Below are 17,167 nucleotides of genomic sequence, written 5' to 3' on the forward strand. Positions count from 1 at the left end.
GTAGATTTCTCTACTCCGAAAAAAGTCTAACTTTTTGGGGTCACTACATTTGAGTCACTCTTTTTGTAAGAATGCAATAATCAAAATAAGTCTAAAAAATTAGATTATTCTGTCGTTTGACAATCTTTTTTACTAATTACCATACGATTTGTATATTTTTCTTCCATATCCGGACTGGGGTCCGAAACAACAACCAAATAAGCATTTTCATATTCTTTTTCGACATAGCCCATGTAACTATTTTTATCCCAACTAAAGCTAATTCGTTTCTCCTGTGTCATGAGTAACACCCCTTATTTGTAAAGTAAAATTATTTTAAATCGTTTCGGTCTAGTAGTAGGTAATGTTCTTGCAGTATATTATGCATTAAAGTACAATAAATGCATAATGCGAATTCGCATATTTTGATTTTTTCATAGAACACGACTTTTTACTATTGAAAGATAAATGAAATCGGTTTAGGAGTGAAGGCATGGATTCTTTTGGAGCAGTTATTAAGGAAATTCGTAAGAATAGAAAATTAACACAAAAAATGTTATCAGAAGACATTTGTTCACAAAGTGTATTGAGCAGAATCGAAAATAATGAAGAGTTACCAAATGTAGTAGTGATGCAGCAGATTTGTCAGCGCTTAGGTGTGACGATGGATCAAATTATGCAGTTCAAATCGGATGAAGTTCGATTGATCACGCAGATATTTGAAAAGATAGCTGATTATTTTCGCCATAAAGAATATAAAAAAATCATGACGTATATGAAAGACACTCAAATCGAAGAGCGATTACATTTAGATACAGATTGGCAACGCTACTATTATTATTTAGGTAGCTGCAAATTTTATCTTTGTAATGATTATGAGCAGGCAATCATCGACTTGAAAAAAGGACTTTCTTATACTTATCAAGCCAATAAAGTTAATTTATCAGATTTTGAAATTCAAGTGATTAGCTGTATTGGAAGTACCTATAGCAGTATTGGGAAAATCACCGAAGCAGAAAAATACTTAAAATTGAGCATTCATTATTTTCATAAATTACCTAACGGACGCGTAACAGCTGAATTGACAAAGATATTTTATAACTATTCCAAATTTCTAACTGATCAAAATCGTTTAGAAGAAGCGCAAATTTATATCGATCAAGGAATTGTTTGGTCGAGGCATAAAAATAGTTACTACTATTTAAGTGAGTTATTTCAGCTGAAAAGTCAGTTGATGCATGTTAAAGGAAGTACAGAAAAAGCAGAAGAATACCAAACTTTATCCGAACAAATCCGTCGCATTGAGACGATTAGAATCTAAAGAAAGTTAAGTAAATTTTTTTAGAAAAGGTCTACACCATTCTTGACTTTGACTGATTTTAAGAGTACGTTTAAAGTAGAAAATTAAAGAAAGAAGGATGAAGATGAGAACGTTTATCTTTGCTGAAAAGTTCTTTTTAAAAAGTGATGTAAAAGGACCTGGCTATTTAGAAATCACAGATGGTCTATTTGGGGATTTTTATAAAGAGGTTCCCGACAATGAGGCTAAAATAATTAAAGAAGAAGGAAAATGGATCGCACCTGGTTTAGTAGATACGCATATTCATGGTTATATGAATCATGATGTGATGGACAGTGATGCAGACGGATTAAAAGTTATGTCTGAAGGGCTGCTCTCTTGTGGTGTTACCTCATTTTTACCTACGACTCTAACTTCAAGTAAGGAACGTTTGAAGGATGTTGCTAAGACCATTGGTGGTGTGTATCAAGAAGTTCCAGGAGCAAAAGTCCAAGGAATTTATTTTGAAGGACCATTTTTTACAGAAGAGCATAAAGGTGCACAAAATCCAAGTTATTTTGGTGATCCAGATTTGGCGACTTTTAACGAATGGCAAGAAGCATCCGGCGGCTTGATCAAAAAAATAGCCTTAGCGCCAGAACGTAATGGAGTAAAAGAATTTGTAAAAGCTGTCACAGATGAAGGCGTTGTTGTTGCTTTAGGACATAGTGATGCAACTTTAGAGCAAGCAACGGATGCTGTTGAAGCAGGAGCTAGTGTCTTTGTTCATGCTTACAATGGAATGCGCGGATTAAATCATCGTGAGCCGGGCATGGTTGGTGCTTTGATGTCATTAAAGCATGTTTTTTCTGAATTGATTTGTGATGGTCATCATGTTCATCCAAACGCAGCAGATATTTTAATGGAAAAAGCAGGCCATGATCATGTAGCATTGATCACTGATTGTATGATGGCTGGTGGTATGCCAGACGGTGATTATAACTTGGGTGAATTTCCGGTGGTCGTAAAAGATGGGACTGCTCGCTTAGAGTCTGGCAATCTAGCTGGTAGTATTCTAAAATTAAAAGAAGCTATCAAAAATGTTGTGGATTGGGAAATTGCGACACCTGAACAAGCAATCATGATGGCAACTTTGGTTCCTGCTATTAGCTGTAAAATCGATGATAAGTGTGGGCTGATAGCGAATGGACGAGATGCTGATTTTATCGTATTGAATCCAAATATGGACTTAGAAGCAACTTATTTAGATGGCGTAGAACGTTATCGTGTTTAATAAAAAAGATTTCAGCAAACTTTGCTGAAATCTTTTTTATTCTGCTTATTTTGGTAACAGTGCCGATTTCAACGTATTATTAGTGTATTCAATGAAAAAATCAGGCAATTTTAAATCGAAAACTTCTATATCCGTTTTATAAAGGGACGCCGGGATGACTAATGTTTGGTGAATAGTTCCTGCAATATAATCACCATCGATTGTTTGTGCTATGACTAAGAATTCGGATTTTTTCCAAGTAGCGACATCCTCTGAAGAAATTGTTTCTTCAGAGGCAAGGTATTGAATATTTTGCTCAAACTGTTTTTCTAATTGTTGACTGAAAATTATTGAACTATCTTCATCTTGCTCATTCGTTAACACGGCTGTTAAAAACTTTTGCGGAGTATACATAGTTAGTTGATTTTTCACTTTTTGAAAATCCATCATTTTGCCTCCTTCATAGCCAATTGCTATTTTTCATTTAAAATTGTCACGCGAAAATCAACTGTTGTATTTTTGTTCAAACCCTTTGCTTCTATATCAATTTGCTTACATAACAATTCTGTTCCCTCATAAACCGGTGTAACGCGATAACGAATTGTTTCACCTTTGTCGAGAGCTTGACGAACTTGATTTTCATATTTTGTCATGAAAGGTGTATTGACCGGTGTTTGATAGAGGGTGGTAAGATTTCTGGCATCATCACCTGAACCACCTAATTGGCGTCCAATCAAATGTCCTCGAGAATGGTTCGTCGGATCTAAGCCGGAAATAAAACCAGGTGGCCGAATATCCTTATTTGCAGAGGTACCAGTATTCACCATTGCGGGTTTTAATAGAGCTTCAGCGCCTGTTGCTCGGCCAAGTGAGTCTAGAGAGTGGTAGTCAATCCAGCCTGATTTGCTATCTGTCAATTCATTTGTTGAAAAAGTAGCTGGTCCCAATTCTTTTGGACCTGGATTCGTTGAAGAGACAGACGTTGTTGTGGTCGGTTTTGATTGCTGTTGGGTATGAACACCAAACATTTCTTGAATAGTGTCTGGAACTTGAACACCAAATACACCTAAAACTAAAATAAGTAAAACTGCCACAAGCATAATTGCCGGACTAAAAGGCGGTTTTTGTTTTTTTCTTGCCATATTTTTTCTCCTAACTAGTAACTATGGTAGAGGAATCAATTTAATCAAAACAATTTAGTATTTATTTTGCGCCTCTTTAAGATTACGCTCATTTCTCTATTATACGAAAAAAAAAGCAAAAATCAAAACGCTTTTGACTTGTAAGAGGACTTGTTTGTCTTCTTATGATAAAATTCTTTTGAGAGGGGATTGAAAAAAATGGCTTATATAGATGTAATAAATGAATATAAACGATATCATATGGGAGATACCACAATCGCTGCAAATGATGGGATCAGTTTTTCAGTAGAAAAAGGCGAAGTTGCTGTTATTCTAGGACCAAGTGGTGCAGGGAAATCCACTGTGTTGAATATTTTAGGTGGAATGGATTCTTGTGACGAAGGACAAATCGTAATCGATGGAACTGATATTGCAAAATTCAACGAAAAACAATTGACTACCTATCGTAGAAATGACGTTGGCTTTGTTTTTCAATTCTACAACTTAGTACCTAATCTAACGACTAAAGAAAATGTTGAACTAGCATCTCAAATCGTTTCTAATGCCTTGAATCCAGAAGAAGTACTGCAATCAGTTGGTTTAGGAGCTCGACTAGATAACTTTCCAGCACAATTATCTGGAGGTGAACAGCAACGAGTAACGATTGCTAGAGCGATTGCTAAACGACCTAAATTATTATTGTGTGATGAACCTACGGGAGCATTAGACTATGAAACAGGGAAACAAATCCTAACGATCTTACAAGATACTGCTCGTAAAACAGGAACAACTGTCATCATAATCACACATAATTCAGCCATTGCCCCAATGGCTGACCGCGTAATCCGTATCAATGATGCCAAAGTTCGAAGTGTGACGATCAACGATGAACCAAAACCTGTATCTGAGATAGAATGGTAGGTGGCTACATTGAAAAAAACAGCGTTACTTAAAACAAGTTTTCGTGAAATCAAACAATCAAAAACCCGGTTTATATCAATTATGGGGATCATTTTTCTTGGTGTCATGGTTTTTGTCGGACTAAAAGCAACAGGACCGGACATGACCCAAACTGCATCAAACTATTATCAAAACCAAAAACTACCGGATGCACGAATTGTCTCTACACAGGGTTTAACGGAAAAAGATGTTGAACAAGCTAAACAGGATAAAGATGTGGCGACCGTTTTTCCTAGATACACAAAGGATATTGCCATCAGTGAGCGAAATGTAGCAGTAAAATTTGTTAGTTATGACTTAGATGAAAAGCAGCCAATGATTGATTATCGAGTGATTGAAGGTCGGATGCCTAAAAAGAGTGGCGAAATCGTTCTAGATGATTTAGCTCAATCGCGAGGACACTATAAACTAGGTGAAACACTGACCCTTTCAAAGGAAGATGACAAAGACAAGTCACTAAAAAAACAAACCTTTAAAATCGTTGGCTTTGTGCAATCACCGGAATATATCGAGAATACCTCTCGAGGAAATACGACAATTGGCAAAGGATCACTAGATTTTTTTGCTGTAGTGCCTAAAGAAGATATGGCTCTTTCCGCTTATACAGAGATTCTTTTATCGTTTAAAGGTCTAAATGATTTAGACAGCTATTCCAAAGAGTACAAAGACAAACGACAAAAAGCACTCACGTCAGTCAAACAAACACTAAAAAATCGTCCAGAGCAACGAGCAGAAGAAATTCGTCAAGAATCAAAAGCGTCATTTGAAAAAGCGCAAAAAGAGATTTCAGATGGGGAAAACGCGCTGAAAGATGCTGAAAATAACCTTAACACGAGCGAACAGGAATTAGCAGCAGGCAAGCAAGAACTAACACAAGCACAAGCGACCTACACGGAACAAATCGCAGCGGCAGAGAACGAACTCGTAGCAAATCAAGCAACAATCATAACGGGTGAAAATGAACTTGCTACACAAAAAAGTGTACTTGAACAAAAGCAAAATGAATTAACGCAAGCCCAAACTCAAGTTGCGCAAGGTCAAAATGCTTTACCAGGATTACAACAACAACGGAATGAGTTAGCAGGATCGAGCGAATCATTAAATCAGTTAGTCAATGGTTACCAAAGTTTAGCCGCCACTGTTGCTCTTTTAGATCGAGTACCAGATGATACATTAGCAGAAAGTATTGCAGATGCAGCACCACAAATACAAGCAGCTGTACAAGCTTTAGGATCGCCAGGAGAGATCACTGCCGCGACTAATCAGTTAATCTCTCAACCTGAAAGAGCCAATATTGCTGTTGTTATGGGAACAATCAATGGTGCTTTAGCCAATCTAGCGTCGCAACAAGCTCAGGTTGCTCAAGGTCTACAAACCCTTGATCAAAATATCAATACGATCAATCAATCGATTGCACAATATACAGAAGGGCAACAACAACTTGCAGTGGCTGAAACGCAAATCAATCAAGCCGAAGCGCAGTTAACTTCTGGGAAAGAACAACTAGCAGCTGGGCGGGCGCAATTGGAACAGTCCAAAATTGACGGTCAAGCAAAATTAAACGAGGCGCAAGCAAAAATAGATGAAGGGCAAAAAGCCTACGAAGAAGGGTTGGCAGAGTTTCAAAAGAAAAAGGCAGAAACGTCAACAAAACTAAATGACGCAAAAACAGAATTAGAAAAAAAACAAAAAGAATTAGCAGACCTAAAAGCGGCTGATTATTATTATTTTACAAGAGATGACAATCCTGGTTATTCTGAATATGAAGATAATGCCAATCGAATTTCTTCCTTATCAACTGTTTTCCCAATTTTCTTTTTCTTGATTGCAGCATTAGTGAGTTTAACAACAATGACGCGAATGGTTGAGGAAAAACGGATGGAAATCGGTAGCCTCAAAGCATTAGGGTATAGAAATGGAGAAATTGCGTTTAAATTTTTAGTTTATGCAGCATTCGCAAGTCTATGTGGTGCCGTTTTAGGATTATTCGTTGGCTATTATTTATTCCCAACGATCATCTTTGATGCGTACGGACAATTATACAATGTGCCAGATTTTGTTACGCCATGGTATTTAAGTTATAGTCTGATCGGAATAGTCGTGTCGGTTATCTGTACGGCAGGCGCTGCGATGGTGGTTTTACGAATTGACTTATTCAGTACACCTGCGATCTTACTCCGTCCTAAGGCACCTAAAGCCGGACAAAGAATCTGGCTGGAGCGGATTAAACCGATATGGAATCGATTAAGTTTTATACAAAAAGTTACGGCACGAAATTTGTTCCGTTATAAACAACGAATGTTAATGACCGTTTTAGGTATAGCAGGCTGTATGGCTTTGATCATCACAGGTTTTGGTTTAAAAGATTCTATTTCAGATATCGTAGATGTCCAATTTAATAAAATTTGGCACTATCAGGCAATCGTGACGTTTAAAGAAGATAAATCCGAAAAAAATGAGCAAAACTACCAAGCTGTATTGGATAAAGTCGATGGTTTGAAAGAGACGATGCCGTTATACACTGAATCTTTAAAAACTACGAAAAAGTCTAATGCTAAACAAGATGTTTCTATCTATGTACCTGAAAAGCCAAAAGAAATCGACCAATTTATTTTATTCAATGATCGACAATCAGGTGAAAAGTACCAGCTAACCAATGATGGTGTGATCATTAACGAAAAATTAGCGAATCTATTCCACTATAAAACGGGTGACACACTTGTTTTGAAAAATAGTGAAAATCAGGAATACAAGCTTAAAATCAATGCTATTGCTGAAAATTATACAGGACACTTTGCGTACATGTCTCCGGATTATTATGAAAAAATCTTTAAAAAAGCCCCTAGCTACAATACAGACTTTTTACTTTTTGACAAAGCGCCTAGTGAAAAAGTAGAAAACAAAATTGGAAAAGAATTGATGGAAAACCAAAACGTTTTAAATGTTTCGTTTCTATCTCTATCGAGTGATGCTTTAGATGACACGATTCATAGTTTGAATATTGTGGTGTGGGTCTTGATCACGGTTTCTGGTTTATTGGCTTTTATTGTGTTATATAATTTAACAAATATCAATATTTCAGAACGGATCAGAGAACTTTCAACAATCAAAGTTTTAGGCTTTTATGATAAAGAGGTTACAATGTATGTGTATCGTGAAAATATAATTTTGACAATAATTGGTATCTTTTTTGGTTGTTTCTTTGGAAAAATTGTTCACAGCTATGTGCTAACAACAGTGGAAGTAGATATGCTGATGTTTTCACCAACGATCCATTGGCTAAGTTATCTTTATTCAGCTTTGATCACATTGTTCTTTACTTTGCTGGTGATGATCTTTATGCATCGAAAACTGATGAAGGTTGATATGATCGAAGCGTTGAAATCCAATGAATAAATAGTTTGAAAAATAAAACGAACAAGCCTTTTACTTTGTGGCTGTTTCGTTTTATTTTTTTGCGAGAACAGAGCTATCATTCGGTTAATATTTTAAGATTTGCTGTCATTTTGTACAAAGTATTGGTAAAATATAAGTACGTTCAAAAAAAATTCGGGAGATAGTGGAATAAGTTGGGAAGTGACACTAAATCTAGATACAAAGTGATGTAGAAATAGCGAACGCTACACGAATGTTTCGATCGTAACAAATTCTAAGTGCTAAAGCACTAAGAGTTGAAGGACGGACCTATAAGTGAAAGGAAGTGAGAACATGATCCAAGGTATTCCAATTGAAACGATTTATCTTTATGTTTTGATTGTTTGTGCTGTAATTGCTGTTTTACTTGTCATTTTTGGAGATATATTTGATTTTGATGGACCAATCGATCCTATGTTGTTGATTCCTTGGTTGGCTTTTACTTCGCTATTTGGTTATCTAGGAGAACGATTGTTTGAGTGGGATCATTTGCTATTATTTTTAGCAAGTGGTGTGATTGCTTCAATACTAGTTTTTTTCTTGAATTTTTATGTGCTGATGCCGATGAAAAATGCCGAAGCAACAATTTCGATTTCTGAAAAAGATATGGAAGGCAATACAGCAACTGTTATCACTCCGATTCCAGTTGGTGGAATGGGTGAGATTCAATTAAAGAGTGTCACAGGTTCGATAAGTCGACCAGCGGCTTTCTATTCGGCTCAAGATCAACCGATTGAACAAGGGGAACAAGTGCTGATCATCGAAATCAGAGAGCGTGTGTGTTATGTGGTTCCTTACAAGGGAAGTTTACAATTATAAAAAAGAAGGGGTAGAAGAGAATGGAGTTAGGAATTTTGGGACCAATTGCTCTGGTTGTATTTATCTTATTGATGTTATTGATCGTTTTTATTTCAAAATATCAAACAGCTAAACCAGATGAAGCATTGATTATTAGTGGGAGTTACTTAGGCAGTAAAAATGTTCATGCAGATGAGAGTGGTAATAAAATCAAGATTGTTCGTGGTGGAGGAGCTTTTGTACTTCCTGTTTTCCAGCGATCAAACCGGATCAGCCTACTATCAAGTAAGCTGGATGTATCAACTCCCGAGGTGTACACAGAACAAGGGGTTCCTGTAATGTGTGATGGAACATCGATCATTAAAATCGGTTCTTCAGTAGAAGAAATAGCAACAGCTGCAGAACAATTCTTAGGTAAAACACGTGAAGAATTGGAGAATGAGGCCCGCGAAGTACTAGAGGGGCATTTACGTTCGATCTTAGGTTCAATGACTGTAGAAGAAATTTATCAAAATCGTGATAAATTTAGCCAAAGCGTCCAAGAAGTTGCTAGTGTAGATTTAGCGAAAATGGGTTTGATCATCGTATCGTTCACTATCAAAGAAGTTCGCGATAAAAATGGTTATTTGGATTCTTTAGGTAAACCTAGAATTGCACAAGTAAAACGTGATGCAGATATTGCTGAAGCCGAGGCTTGGAAGGAAACACGTATCAAGAAAGCCGAAGCAGAAAAAGAATCGCAACAAGCTGAATTACAACGTCAAACAGAAATTGCTGAAGCGTCTAAAGAAAAAGAATTGAAGTTGGCTACGTATAAAGAAGCGCAAGATATCGCTAAAGCCAAAGCCGACCAAGCTTACAATCTAGAAACGGCTAAAGCCCAACAAGAAGTTATTGCCCAAGAGATGGAAGTTAAAGTCATCGAGCGTCAAAAACAAATTGAATTAGAAGAAAAAGAAATCGTTCGTCGTGAGAAACAATACGATTCGGAAGTGAAGAAAAAAGCCGATGCTGATCGTTATGCGAAAGAACAAGAAGCGTTAGCACAAAAAGCTCGCGAAGTAGCCGAAGCCGAAGCCGAACGTTTCCGTGTGGAATCCTTAGCAGAAGCGGAAGCAAACCAAACTCGACTAGCAGGTCAAGCCGAAGCTGAATCAATTTTAGCTCGCGGTGCAGCAGAAGCGGAAGCGAAACAAAAAATTGCGGACGCCTTCAAGGAATATGGCGAAGCGGCTGTCTTAAGCATGGTGATGGAAATGTTACCGCAATTGATGAAAGAAGCTGCCCAACCACTTAGCAACATTGATAAAATCTCTGTTGTCGATACAGGAGGCGGCGGTGAAAATGCAGGAGCGAACCGCATTACCAATTACGCAACGAATTTATTAGCGGGAACACAAGAAACTTTAAAAGAAACAACCGGCTTAGATGTGAAAGAATTGATTGAAAACTTCTCTAAAAAAGGAACGAACAGCAATGTGAATTTCTATGGCGAAGATTCATCTAGCGAAAAAGAATAATAAAAAGCGAGGCTGGGACAGGAGTGTTTAATCCCGAGAAATAAGAAGGAATTCACGAAAACTGCTCTTCAAATTTTTGTGAATTTCGGCTTATTTCCGAAGCCTTCAAATCTTAGTGCTTTAGCACTTAGAATTTGATGTGATCGAAGCGTAGTGATTGCTTCTGCTCCCACCGTTTATACGAATTCCTTGAGTCTGAGAGATAACTCGTAGAGTTATGTCCCAGACTCGCTTTTTCTATTTTTTATTTTCATCAGTTTTTTTTTCGACTTTAACACGTTCCTGGACTTTCTTTTTAAGCTCTTCTAATTCTTTTTCCTTCTTTGCCAGCTCAGCAAGATCTTCCTCGATTTCATGTTTTTCTTCGATTGGTTTTGGTTTGAAAAAGAAATTTAGGCCAATACCAATAAACGTACCAATGAACGTATCGATTACTCTAGATAGAGCAAAATAAAAGGACTCACCCTGTGGTATACTTAAAGAAATCAATAACAATGTTGCAATCGCAGAAATGATTCCAGAATTATTGTTCATACCATCAGAGACGACGATCACGATTATCACCAAAAAAGGCAGAAAAAATAATTCTACCATAAAATCATTAGAAAAAAGATCCTTCACTAAAAAATACACAATAGCTAAACCGCCACCTAGGGTATTTCCTAGAATCCTGGATTTACCAAAAGTCAGACTAGTTGTTAAATCTTGCCGAAGCGAAAAAACAGCGGCTAGAGCTGCAATCATCGGTGCCCCTCTATCCAATACTTTAAATAAAATAATACATATCATAACAGCTAATGCCGTTTTCAATGTCCGCATACCCAAACGAAAAGGACCGACTTCCATGAGCTTTCTCTCCTATAATCAAGATTTAATCAGTTTTCTATTTCATGATAACCGAAATAGAGGTAAAATTACTAGTATTAATACAAAGAATTAAACATTTTATGAGGAGCAAACAAATGAAAATTGGATTACGAACAGTAAAAACCGCGGTAAGTGCGACGTTGTCCATGATCGTGGCAAGTAGCTTGGGGTTATTATACCCTGCTTCAGCGGGAATCATTTCTGTATTGAGTGTGACAAATACAAAAAAAACTTCTTTATTAACAGGATTTTATCGTCTGCTTTCTTTAGCTTTGGCTACAATTATTGCGTTTCTTTGTTTTTCGATTTTAGGTTTTAATGCGATTGCATTTGGGGTTTACTTACTGTTATTTATCCCTGGAGCCGTTTACTTCAAGCTTTCAGACGGGATCGTTGTAAGTTCAGTTTTAGTGTCCCAGTATTTAGTAGAAAAGGATTTATCTTGGTCAATCATTGGCAATGAGTTTTTATTGATGGCGATCGGAGTTGGTTTTGCTTTATTGATGAATCTTTATATGCCAGATACTGAAAAGCGTTTAAAAGAAGATCAAGAAGTCATTGAAACCATGTTTCGTAAAATTTTAAACAATATGGCTGCCTATCTAAATCAGCATGGTAAAGAGCGCAATCTGTTTGAAAAATGTGATGATTTAAAAGCGTTTATTCAAACAGGAGAAAATTGGGCAAAAAATCATGCGGAAAACCAATTGATTGCATCTAATCACTATTATATTGAATACTTTACCATGAGACGGCTACAAAGCAATCGTTTAAAAGATATGCTGCGAATTTTAGAAAATATTACCGTTGAACCAGAACAAGTAGGCAATATTCAAGAACTATTGCAATATACTGCTGAAACATTTGCTGAAAATAACGATGGCAAAGATATCTTAGATAAAATCACACAAGTGTATGAAATTTATCGCAACAAAGAATTACCCAAAACAAGAGATGAGTTTGAAAATCGAGCACAGTTATTTCAGTTTTTACAAGTATTTCAAACATTCATAGAGATTAAAGCAGAATTTGCTAAGCATCAAAATGAAAAATAGCAATGAAGAACGGAACAGTCTATTCGTCATTTATAAAGCAAATATTAAAGTTTAGTTACGGAATTTAAAAATCCTAGTATTTATAAAATCAAGGTGCTATACTTTCATCAAGTTCAAAAAAAGACTTTTCTCAAAATAAACACTAACAAACATTAAGTCTCTAAAAAGGTGGAACCAGAATTAATGACTGAAAAATGGCGTGAAGATCAAGAATATATGTCTTATGTGGAAGATTTGTTGGAAACCGAAGAAGTACAGCGTTTAGGTAACTATACACAGCATGTTCACTCAACTCGTTTAGATCATTCAATCAGCGTTTCTTACTTTAGTTATAAGTTAGCTAAAAAGTGGAATGGTGATGCTAGAGCAACGGCTCGTGCTGGGCTTTTACATGATTTATTCTATTACGATTGGCGGACAACGAAATTCGATGAAGGGTCGCATGCGTATATGCATCCGAGAATTGCTGTGAAAAATGCTGAAAAACTAACAGAACTTTCAGACTTAGAACGTGATATTATCATTAAACATATGTGGGGTGCAACAATTGCTCCGCCCAAATACAAAGAAAGCTATATTGTGACAATGGTTGACAAATATTGTGCCGTTAAAGAAGCATCTGAACCGATGACGAATTCGGTGAAAGCAAAATGGCGTCAATATTTTCCAAGAAAACAATCTGTATAAAAAAACGACCGATTTTCAAAAAGAAAATCGGTCGTTTTTTTGTATTTAAGTTAATGGGAAAGTTGTTGTGTTTCAATTATCTGTTCGTGCTCTAATTTTTTCAATCGCTTGATTGATTTAAAATAAGAAGCCAATAAAACGATAACAGAACCAGCCCAAGCAAGTGGTGAAGCCAATGCAGCACCGACAAATCCTAAAGAAGCGGTCAAAATAATTGCCGCAAATGAACGCATGATCAATTCCATGATTCCAGCGAGTGTTGGAATCATACTTTGACCAAGACCTTGCAAGGTATAACGCAAAATAAATAAGATTGCTAATAACCAGTACATACTACCGTTCACATTAAAGTAAGTTTGAGACAAATTAAGCACTTCCGTTTCTTTTCCACTAACGAAAAGAGTAACCAGATTCTGACCAAAAAGAATCACGATTCCTCCGGCTAATAAGCTAAAACCAATGCTCATCCCAAGACATTGATTTACACCTTGAAGAATTCGTTTGTATTTTTTTGCCCCATAATTTTGAGCAGTAAAAGTTGCCATAGCAATCCCAAAGGACATCATAGGTTGTGTTGCAAACTGTTCAATTTTTCCAGAAGCCGCTTGCGCCGCAACAACATCCGTTCCCAAACTATTTAAAGCCGCTTGTAAGATAATCGCACCAATTGCAATAATTGACGATTGAAAGGCCATGGGCAGTGCGATATTAAGATGGACACGAAATTCATCTTTATCAATTAAAAAATCTTTTTTACGCAATTGAAGATTAGGAATCTTTAAGCGAATGTATATCACACACAATAGACTGGATACGATTTGCGCTGTAACAGTCGCAATACCAGCTCCGGCAACCCCCATATGAAAGTTGATGATCAAAATTAAATCAAGTACAACATTGATAATACTTGCAATGATCAAAAACAACAAAGGCGTCCGACTATCTCCTAGTGCGCGGATGACATTGGATAACAGATTAAAAGCCATAGCTGCAAAAATACCGATAAAGATAATTGAGATAAACGTCTGAGCATCGTCAATGATTTCTGGTGGTGTTTGCATAAGTTTCAACATCGGACGAACAAATAATAAGCTTACGGCCGTTAAGATAATCGTCACACCACCACTGATGAGAATGCCTGTCGCAAAACTTTTCTTGACACCACGATAATCTTGTCCACCAAAGCGTTGGGATGTTAGAATCGAAAGACCAGCCGTCAAACCTTGAGCAAAACCAATGATTAAAAAGGTAATACTTCCAGTAGAACCAACAGCTGCTAGTGCATCCTTTCCTAAAGTTTGTCCAACGATGATCATATCAGCCATATTATAAAATTGTTGAAAAATATTGCCGATTAATAAAGGGATCGTAAAGAAAAAAATCAATTTTGCGGGATTGCCATGTGTTAATTCTTTCAATGAAAACATCCTTTCATTAGGAGAGAATAATCGATAGGCAGATTTTCTCTAAAATTTAACGTCAAATGGAATAAATAGAGCAATTATAATAAAAATTTCCTATTTATAGTAGCACATTATTAGGGTTTTGCAAGTGCTTTACTACGATAGAATTATTTTTATTTCTCGTTTCTTTTAGGAAAAATTGATATAATGGAGCAACATGGTTTTGAGAAGTGGTATTATGGAATAGTTGAGATGTTTATAAGGAGTTGACTAAATGGAGAGTAAACTAAATAGGCCAGTGAAAATCAGCATTTATATGATCAAATGGCTGTTGATTACTTCATTGATTGGATTAGTCATGGGAGTGCTCTCTGCTTTTTTTCTAAAAAGTTTGGACGCAGTGACACGAATTAGATTGGAACACTCATGGTTGCTCTTTTTATTACCGATTAGTGGAGCTGTTTTTGCTTTTTTATATAAAAAATATGGGAAGAACGCAATCCGAGGTAATAATCTTGTGATCGAGCAGGCCAATGGAGAGCAGGAAAATATTCCATTACGTTTGATTCCGTTGACCTTGTTTGGGACTATCACGACACATTTGTTCGGTGGTTCAGTTGGTCGTGAAGGAACAGCGGTTCAGATGGGTGGAACAGTTGCAAATGCAATTGGTCGCCTCTTCCGATTAGACAAAATCGAACGAGAAATCGTGATCATTAGTGGAATCAGTGCTGGGTTTAGTTCTGTTTTTGGCACACCTTTGGCAGGTACGATTTTCGGATTGGAAGTGCTTATAGTCGGTCGACTAAGATCAGAGGGGCTTTTTCCAAGTTTCTTTGCCGCTTTTTTTGCTAATAGTGTAACGGAGTTACTTGGTGTGACACATACACATTATAATATGGGGTCCATCCCAAATTGGAGCCTGTCATTATTTGCTAAATTACTGTTGGCTGGCATTTGTTTTGGTTTAGTTGGCTGGCTTTTTAGTCGTTCAATTGTGTTGCTTAAGAAAATATATGCGCGTTGGTTTGAAAATGTTGTCTTACGTAATTTTATTGGTGGAGTAGTTGTAGTAGCTGCCGTATTTATTTTGCAAACACAACGTTATTTAGGCTTAAGCCTGTCGCTATTAAAGGATGCCTTTAATGGCGATAGCTATAGGTTTGATTTTATTGGAAAACTTTTTTTTACGGTGTTATCATTAGGCGCAGGCTTTCAAGGTGGGGAAGTAACGCCTCTATTTGAAATTGGTGCAACGCTGGGAAGTAGTTTAGCCGTGATTCTTCAGCTGTCTGTTCCGTTTTTAGCTGGATTAGGCTTTATTGGTGTATTTTCTGGTGCGACGAATACACCGATTGCCTGCTTCATTATGGGCATCGAATTATTTGGTAGTGAAGCAGCTTTATTTTTCTTTATGATTTGTTTGATCAGCTATATGTGCTCGGGAAATGCTGGTATTTATTCTGCTCAAAAAGTAGAGATAGAAAAAGGGGTGTTATTTTTACCGATTTGGAATAAGTGGCAAAAAGAACATAAGGAATAACGTTTTATAGAACAATATTCTTAACCTATGATAAACTAATTAAATGAGGTGAAGACATGAAAGAGTATCAGTATCCGTTGGATTTAGATTGGACAACAGATGAAATGGTGATCGTTACCGATATGTGGTCTGCCGTTGAAGAAGCATACGAATCAGGAATCGATACCGTACGTTTTTTAAATACCCATAAAGAGTTTAAAACGGTAGTGAAAAGTATTGGGGAAGAAAAACGTTTAGGAAATGAGTTCGAAAAGGCGTCAGGTTATTCACTATACCGCACTGTTCAGCAAGCCAAAAAACAAGGCTCAGGTAAATTAAAACTAGGAGTTGTCTAAAATGACTTCAGAAAAAATGATTATTGAAATCAAAGAATGGCTTAAAGAAGCCGCTGGATTTATACAAGTAAGCCTAACGCAGAAACTTAGAGTTTCACAAAAGTCAGGCCGAACTGATTTAGTCACAAATATCGATGAAGAAACGCAATCATTTCTTGTTAAAAAAATTAAGCAACACTATCCAGATGATCGAATTTTAGCAGAAGAAAGAGGCTTTGACAAGATTGAGTCTTTAAATGGCCGGGTCTGGATCATTGACCCAATCGACGGTACGATGAATTTTGTACTTGAGCAAGAGAATTTTTGTATTATGCTAGCTGTTTTTGAAGATGGAATCGGTCAACTTGGCTTTATTTATGATGTAATGAAAGAGGAGTTATATTGGGGCGGTAAAAATCGGGGTGTTTTTCTTAATGATCAACCGATGGTGCGGCCAAAAGATGCTTCTTTATCTGAAGGGTTACTAGGAATGAATGCTTATATGTACGGAAAAAATATTCATTCTGCAGGAGAAATTGGTCACGCCAGTATGGGGATTAGAGTGAGCGGCTGTGCCGGGGTAGAACTAATTGCGATGCTCAAAGGCAATCATATTGGCTATATTTCGAATTTAAGTCCTTGGGACTACGCCGCAGGCTTAGTCTTAATGGATGAGTTTGGTTTTAGATATTCTAATATAGAAGGAAAACCCTTAGCATTTTCCAAGCGCGAATATTTTTTAGCAGCCACGCCAAAAGCATATACTGAAATTCAAGAACATTTTATCCAAAACAGCAAGTAGTGGTTCTTTATAGTAGTGTAGGAAGCTAAAATTTACCTAATAAAATGAACAATGGCTAAAAGAAACCATTGCTTTTTTTCTGTAAATATGTTATTTTTTCAAAAAAAGGCAATAAAATATGAAGTTTTCACAACTTTTGAAAGCTTTAGACT

The 17,167-nt window shown here is 36.7% G+C and carries 16 protein-coding genes; 11 read left to right on the forward strand and 5 right to left on the reverse strand.

Annotation, left to right across the window (positions count from 1 at the left end; all coding sequences use genetic code 11):
* Window positions 1-104: 104 nt before the first annotated feature.
* Complete coding sequence (locus tag IGJ50_RS13750) at window positions 105-281, reverse strand: hypothetical protein (protein ID WP_167351657.1); 177 nt, start codon at window positions 279-281, stop codon at window positions 105-107.
* Between the two features lie 191 nt (window positions 282-472).
* On the opposite strand from IGJ50_RS13750, the gene IGJ50_RS13755 reads away from it, so the two are divergent.
* Together IGJ50_RS13755 and nagA are read left to right on the forward strand one after the other, a co-directional pair.
* Window positions 473-1,300: a helix-turn-helix domain-containing protein gene (locus IGJ50_RS13755; RefSeq protein WP_069638532.1), complete on the forward strand. Its 828-nt coding sequence runs from the start codon at window positions 473-475 to the stop codon at window positions 1,298-1,300.
* A gap of 103 nt (window positions 1,301-1,403) precedes the next feature.
* Window positions 1,404-2,552, forward strand: a complete 1,149-nt coding sequence (gene nagA, locus IGJ50_RS13760; protein ID WP_069638531.1) for an N-acetylglucosamine-6-phosphate deacetylase — start codon at window positions 1,404-1,406, stop codon at window positions 2,550-2,552.
* Between the two features lie 45 nt (window positions 2,553-2,597).
* Here nagA and IGJ50_RS13765 read toward each other — a convergent pair whose 3' ends face one another.
* On the reverse strand, window positions 2,598-2,978 hold the full coding sequence (locus tag IGJ50_RS13765; protein ID WP_429950938.1) for a hypothetical protein: 381 nt from the start codon (window positions 2,976-2,978) through the stop codon (window positions 2,598-2,600).
* A 26-nt stretch (window positions 2,979-3,004) separates the two neighbouring features.
* The gene (locus IGJ50_RS13770; protein ID WP_069638529.1) at window positions 3,005-3,673 is read right to left on the reverse strand and encodes a DNA/RNA non-specific endonuclease; all 669 of its coding nucleotides are present in this window, start codon (window positions 3,671-3,673) and stop codon (window positions 3,005-3,007) included.
* Window positions 3,674-3,871: 198 nt separating this feature from the next.
* Here IGJ50_RS13770 and IGJ50_RS13775 point away from each other — a divergent pair, with 198 nt between their 5' ends.
* From IGJ50_RS13775 to IGJ50_RS13790, 4 genes are all read left to right on the forward strand, one after another.
* On the forward strand, window positions 3,872-4,573 hold the full coding sequence (locus tag IGJ50_RS13775; RefSeq protein WP_069638528.1) for an ABC transporter ATP-binding protein: 702 nt from the start codon (window positions 3,872-3,874) through the stop codon (window positions 4,571-4,573).
* Complete coding sequence (locus IGJ50_RS13780) at window positions 4,574-8,008, forward strand: FtsX-like permease family protein (protein ID WP_429950941.1); 3,435 nt, start codon at window positions 4,574-4,576, stop codon at window positions 8,006-8,008.
* Between the two features lie 312 nt (window positions 8,009-8,320).
* Window positions 8,321-8,845, forward strand: coding sequence for an NfeD family protein (locus tag IGJ50_RS13785; RefSeq protein ID WP_207121797.1), 525 nt, complete (start codon window positions 8,321-8,323; stop codon window positions 8,843-8,845).
* A gap of 20 nt (window positions 8,846-8,865) precedes the next feature.
* On the forward strand, window positions 8,866-10,344 hold the full coding sequence (locus IGJ50_RS13790; protein ID WP_069638525.1) for a flotillin family protein: 1,479 nt from the start codon (window positions 8,866-8,868) through the stop codon (window positions 10,342-10,344).
* A 237-nt stretch (window positions 10,345-10,581) separates the two neighbouring features.
* On the opposite strand, the gene IGJ50_RS13795 is transcribed toward IGJ50_RS13790, so the two are convergent.
* Window positions 10,582-11,190, reverse strand: a complete 609-nt coding sequence (locus tag IGJ50_RS13795; protein WP_429950943.1) for an FUSC family protein — start codon at window positions 11,188-11,190, stop codon at window positions 10,582-10,584.
* A 116-nt stretch (window positions 11,191-11,306) separates the two neighbouring features.
* On the opposite strand from IGJ50_RS13795, the gene IGJ50_RS13800 reads away from it, so the two are divergent.
* Window positions 11,307-12,266, forward strand: coding sequence for an aromatic acid exporter family protein (locus IGJ50_RS13800; protein ID WP_429950945.1), 960 nt, complete (start codon window positions 11,307-11,309; stop codon window positions 12,264-12,266).
* A gap of 183 nt (window positions 12,267-12,449) precedes the next feature.
* Window positions 12,450-12,953 (forward strand): HD domain-containing protein, encoded by a 504-nt coding sequence (locus tag IGJ50_RS13805; protein WP_069638522.1) that lies wholly within the window; start codon window positions 12,450-12,452, stop codon window positions 12,951-12,953.
* Window positions 12,954-13,003: 50 nt separating this feature from the next.
* On the opposite strand, the gene IGJ50_RS13810 is transcribed toward IGJ50_RS13805, so the two are convergent.
* Window positions 13,004-14,371 (reverse strand): MATE family efflux transporter, encoded by a 1,368-nt coding sequence (locus tag IGJ50_RS13810; protein WP_429950947.1) that lies wholly within the window; start codon window positions 14,369-14,371, stop codon window positions 13,004-13,006.
* A gap of 259 nt (window positions 14,372-14,630) precedes the next feature.
* Here IGJ50_RS13810 and IGJ50_RS13815 point away from each other — a divergent pair, with 259 nt between their 5' ends.
* Genes IGJ50_RS13815 through IGJ50_RS13825 form a run of 3 tightly spaced genes read left to right on the forward strand, consistent with a single transcriptional unit; the run spans window position 14,631 to window position 17,015 of the window.
* On the forward strand, window positions 14,631-15,899 hold the full coding sequence (locus IGJ50_RS13815) for a voltage-gated chloride channel family protein (RefSeq protein WP_429950948.1): 1,269 nt from the start codon (window positions 14,631-14,633) through the stop codon (window positions 15,897-15,899).
* A gap of 56 nt (window positions 15,900-15,955) precedes the next feature.
* Entirely contained in the window at window positions 15,956-16,234 is a 279-nt protein-coding gene (locus IGJ50_RS13820; protein WP_429950950.1) for a UPF0223 family protein, read from the forward strand.
* Window position 16,235: 1 nt separating this feature from the next.
* Complete coding sequence (locus tag IGJ50_RS13825) at window positions 16,236-17,015, forward strand: inositol monophosphatase family protein (RefSeq protein ID WP_429950951.1); 780 nt, start codon at window positions 16,236-16,238, stop codon at window positions 17,013-17,015.
* Window positions 17,016-17,167: the final 152 nt, after the last annotated feature.

It is taken from the genome of Enterococcus sp. AZ101 (genome assembly GCF_050499005.1).
Lineage (GTDB): Bacteria > Bacillota > Bacilli > Lactobacillales > Enterococcaceae > Enterococcus_L > Enterococcus_L ureilyticus.

Bases quoted from the DNA above. Each gene is read 5' to 3' on its own strand.
- IGJ50_RS13750 (WP_167351657.1), bottom strand. From the start codon at position 281: ATGACACAGGAGAAACGAATTAGCTTTAGTTGGGATAAAAATAGTTAC.
- IGJ50_RS13755 (WP_069638532.1), top strand. From the start codon at position 473: ATGGATTCTTTTGGAGCAGTTATTAAGGAAATTCGTAAGAATAGAAAA.
- nagA (WP_069638531.1), top strand. From the start codon at position 1,404: ATGAGAACGTTTATCTTTGCTGAAAAGTTCTTTTTAAAAAGTGATGTA.
- IGJ50_RS13765 (WP_429950938.1), bottom strand. From the start codon at position 2,978: ATGGATTTTCAAAAAGTGAAAAATCAACTAACTATGTATACTCCGCAA.
- IGJ50_RS13770 (WP_069638529.1), bottom strand. From the start codon at position 3,673: ATGGCAAGAAAAAAACAAAAACCGCCTTTTAGTCCGGCAATTATGCTT.
- IGJ50_RS13775 (WP_069638528.1), top strand. From the start codon at position 3,872: ATGGCTTATATAGATGTAATAAATGAATATAAACGATATCATATGGGA.
- IGJ50_RS13785 (WP_207121797.1), top strand. From the start codon at position 8,321: ATGATCCAAGGTATTCCAATTGAAACGATTTATCTTTATGTTTTGATT.
- IGJ50_RS13790 (WP_069638525.1), top strand. From the start codon at position 8,866: ATGGAGTTAGGAATTTTGGGACCAATTGCTCTGGTTGTATTTATCTTA.
- IGJ50_RS13795 (WP_429950943.1), bottom strand. From the start codon at position 11,190: ATGGAAGTCGGTCCTTTTCGTTTGGGTATGCGGACATTGAAAACGGCA.
- IGJ50_RS13800 (WP_429950945.1), top strand. From the start codon at position 11,307: ATGAAAATTGGATTACGAACAGTAAAAACCGCGGTAAGTGCGACGTTG.
- IGJ50_RS13805 (WP_069638522.1), top strand. From the start codon at position 12,450: ATGACTGAAAAATGGCGTGAAGATCAAGAATATATGTCTTATGTGGAA.
- IGJ50_RS13815 (WP_429950948.1), top strand. From the start codon at position 14,631: ATGGAGAGTAAACTAAATAGGCCAGTGAAAATCAGCATTTATATGATC.
- IGJ50_RS13820 (WP_429950950.1), top strand. From the start codon at position 15,956: ATGAAAGAGTATCAGTATCCGTTGGATTTAGATTGGACAACAGATGAA.
- IGJ50_RS13825 (WP_429950951.1), top strand. From the start codon at position 16,236: ATGACTTCAGAAAAAATGATTATTGAAATCAAAGAATGGCTTAAAGAA.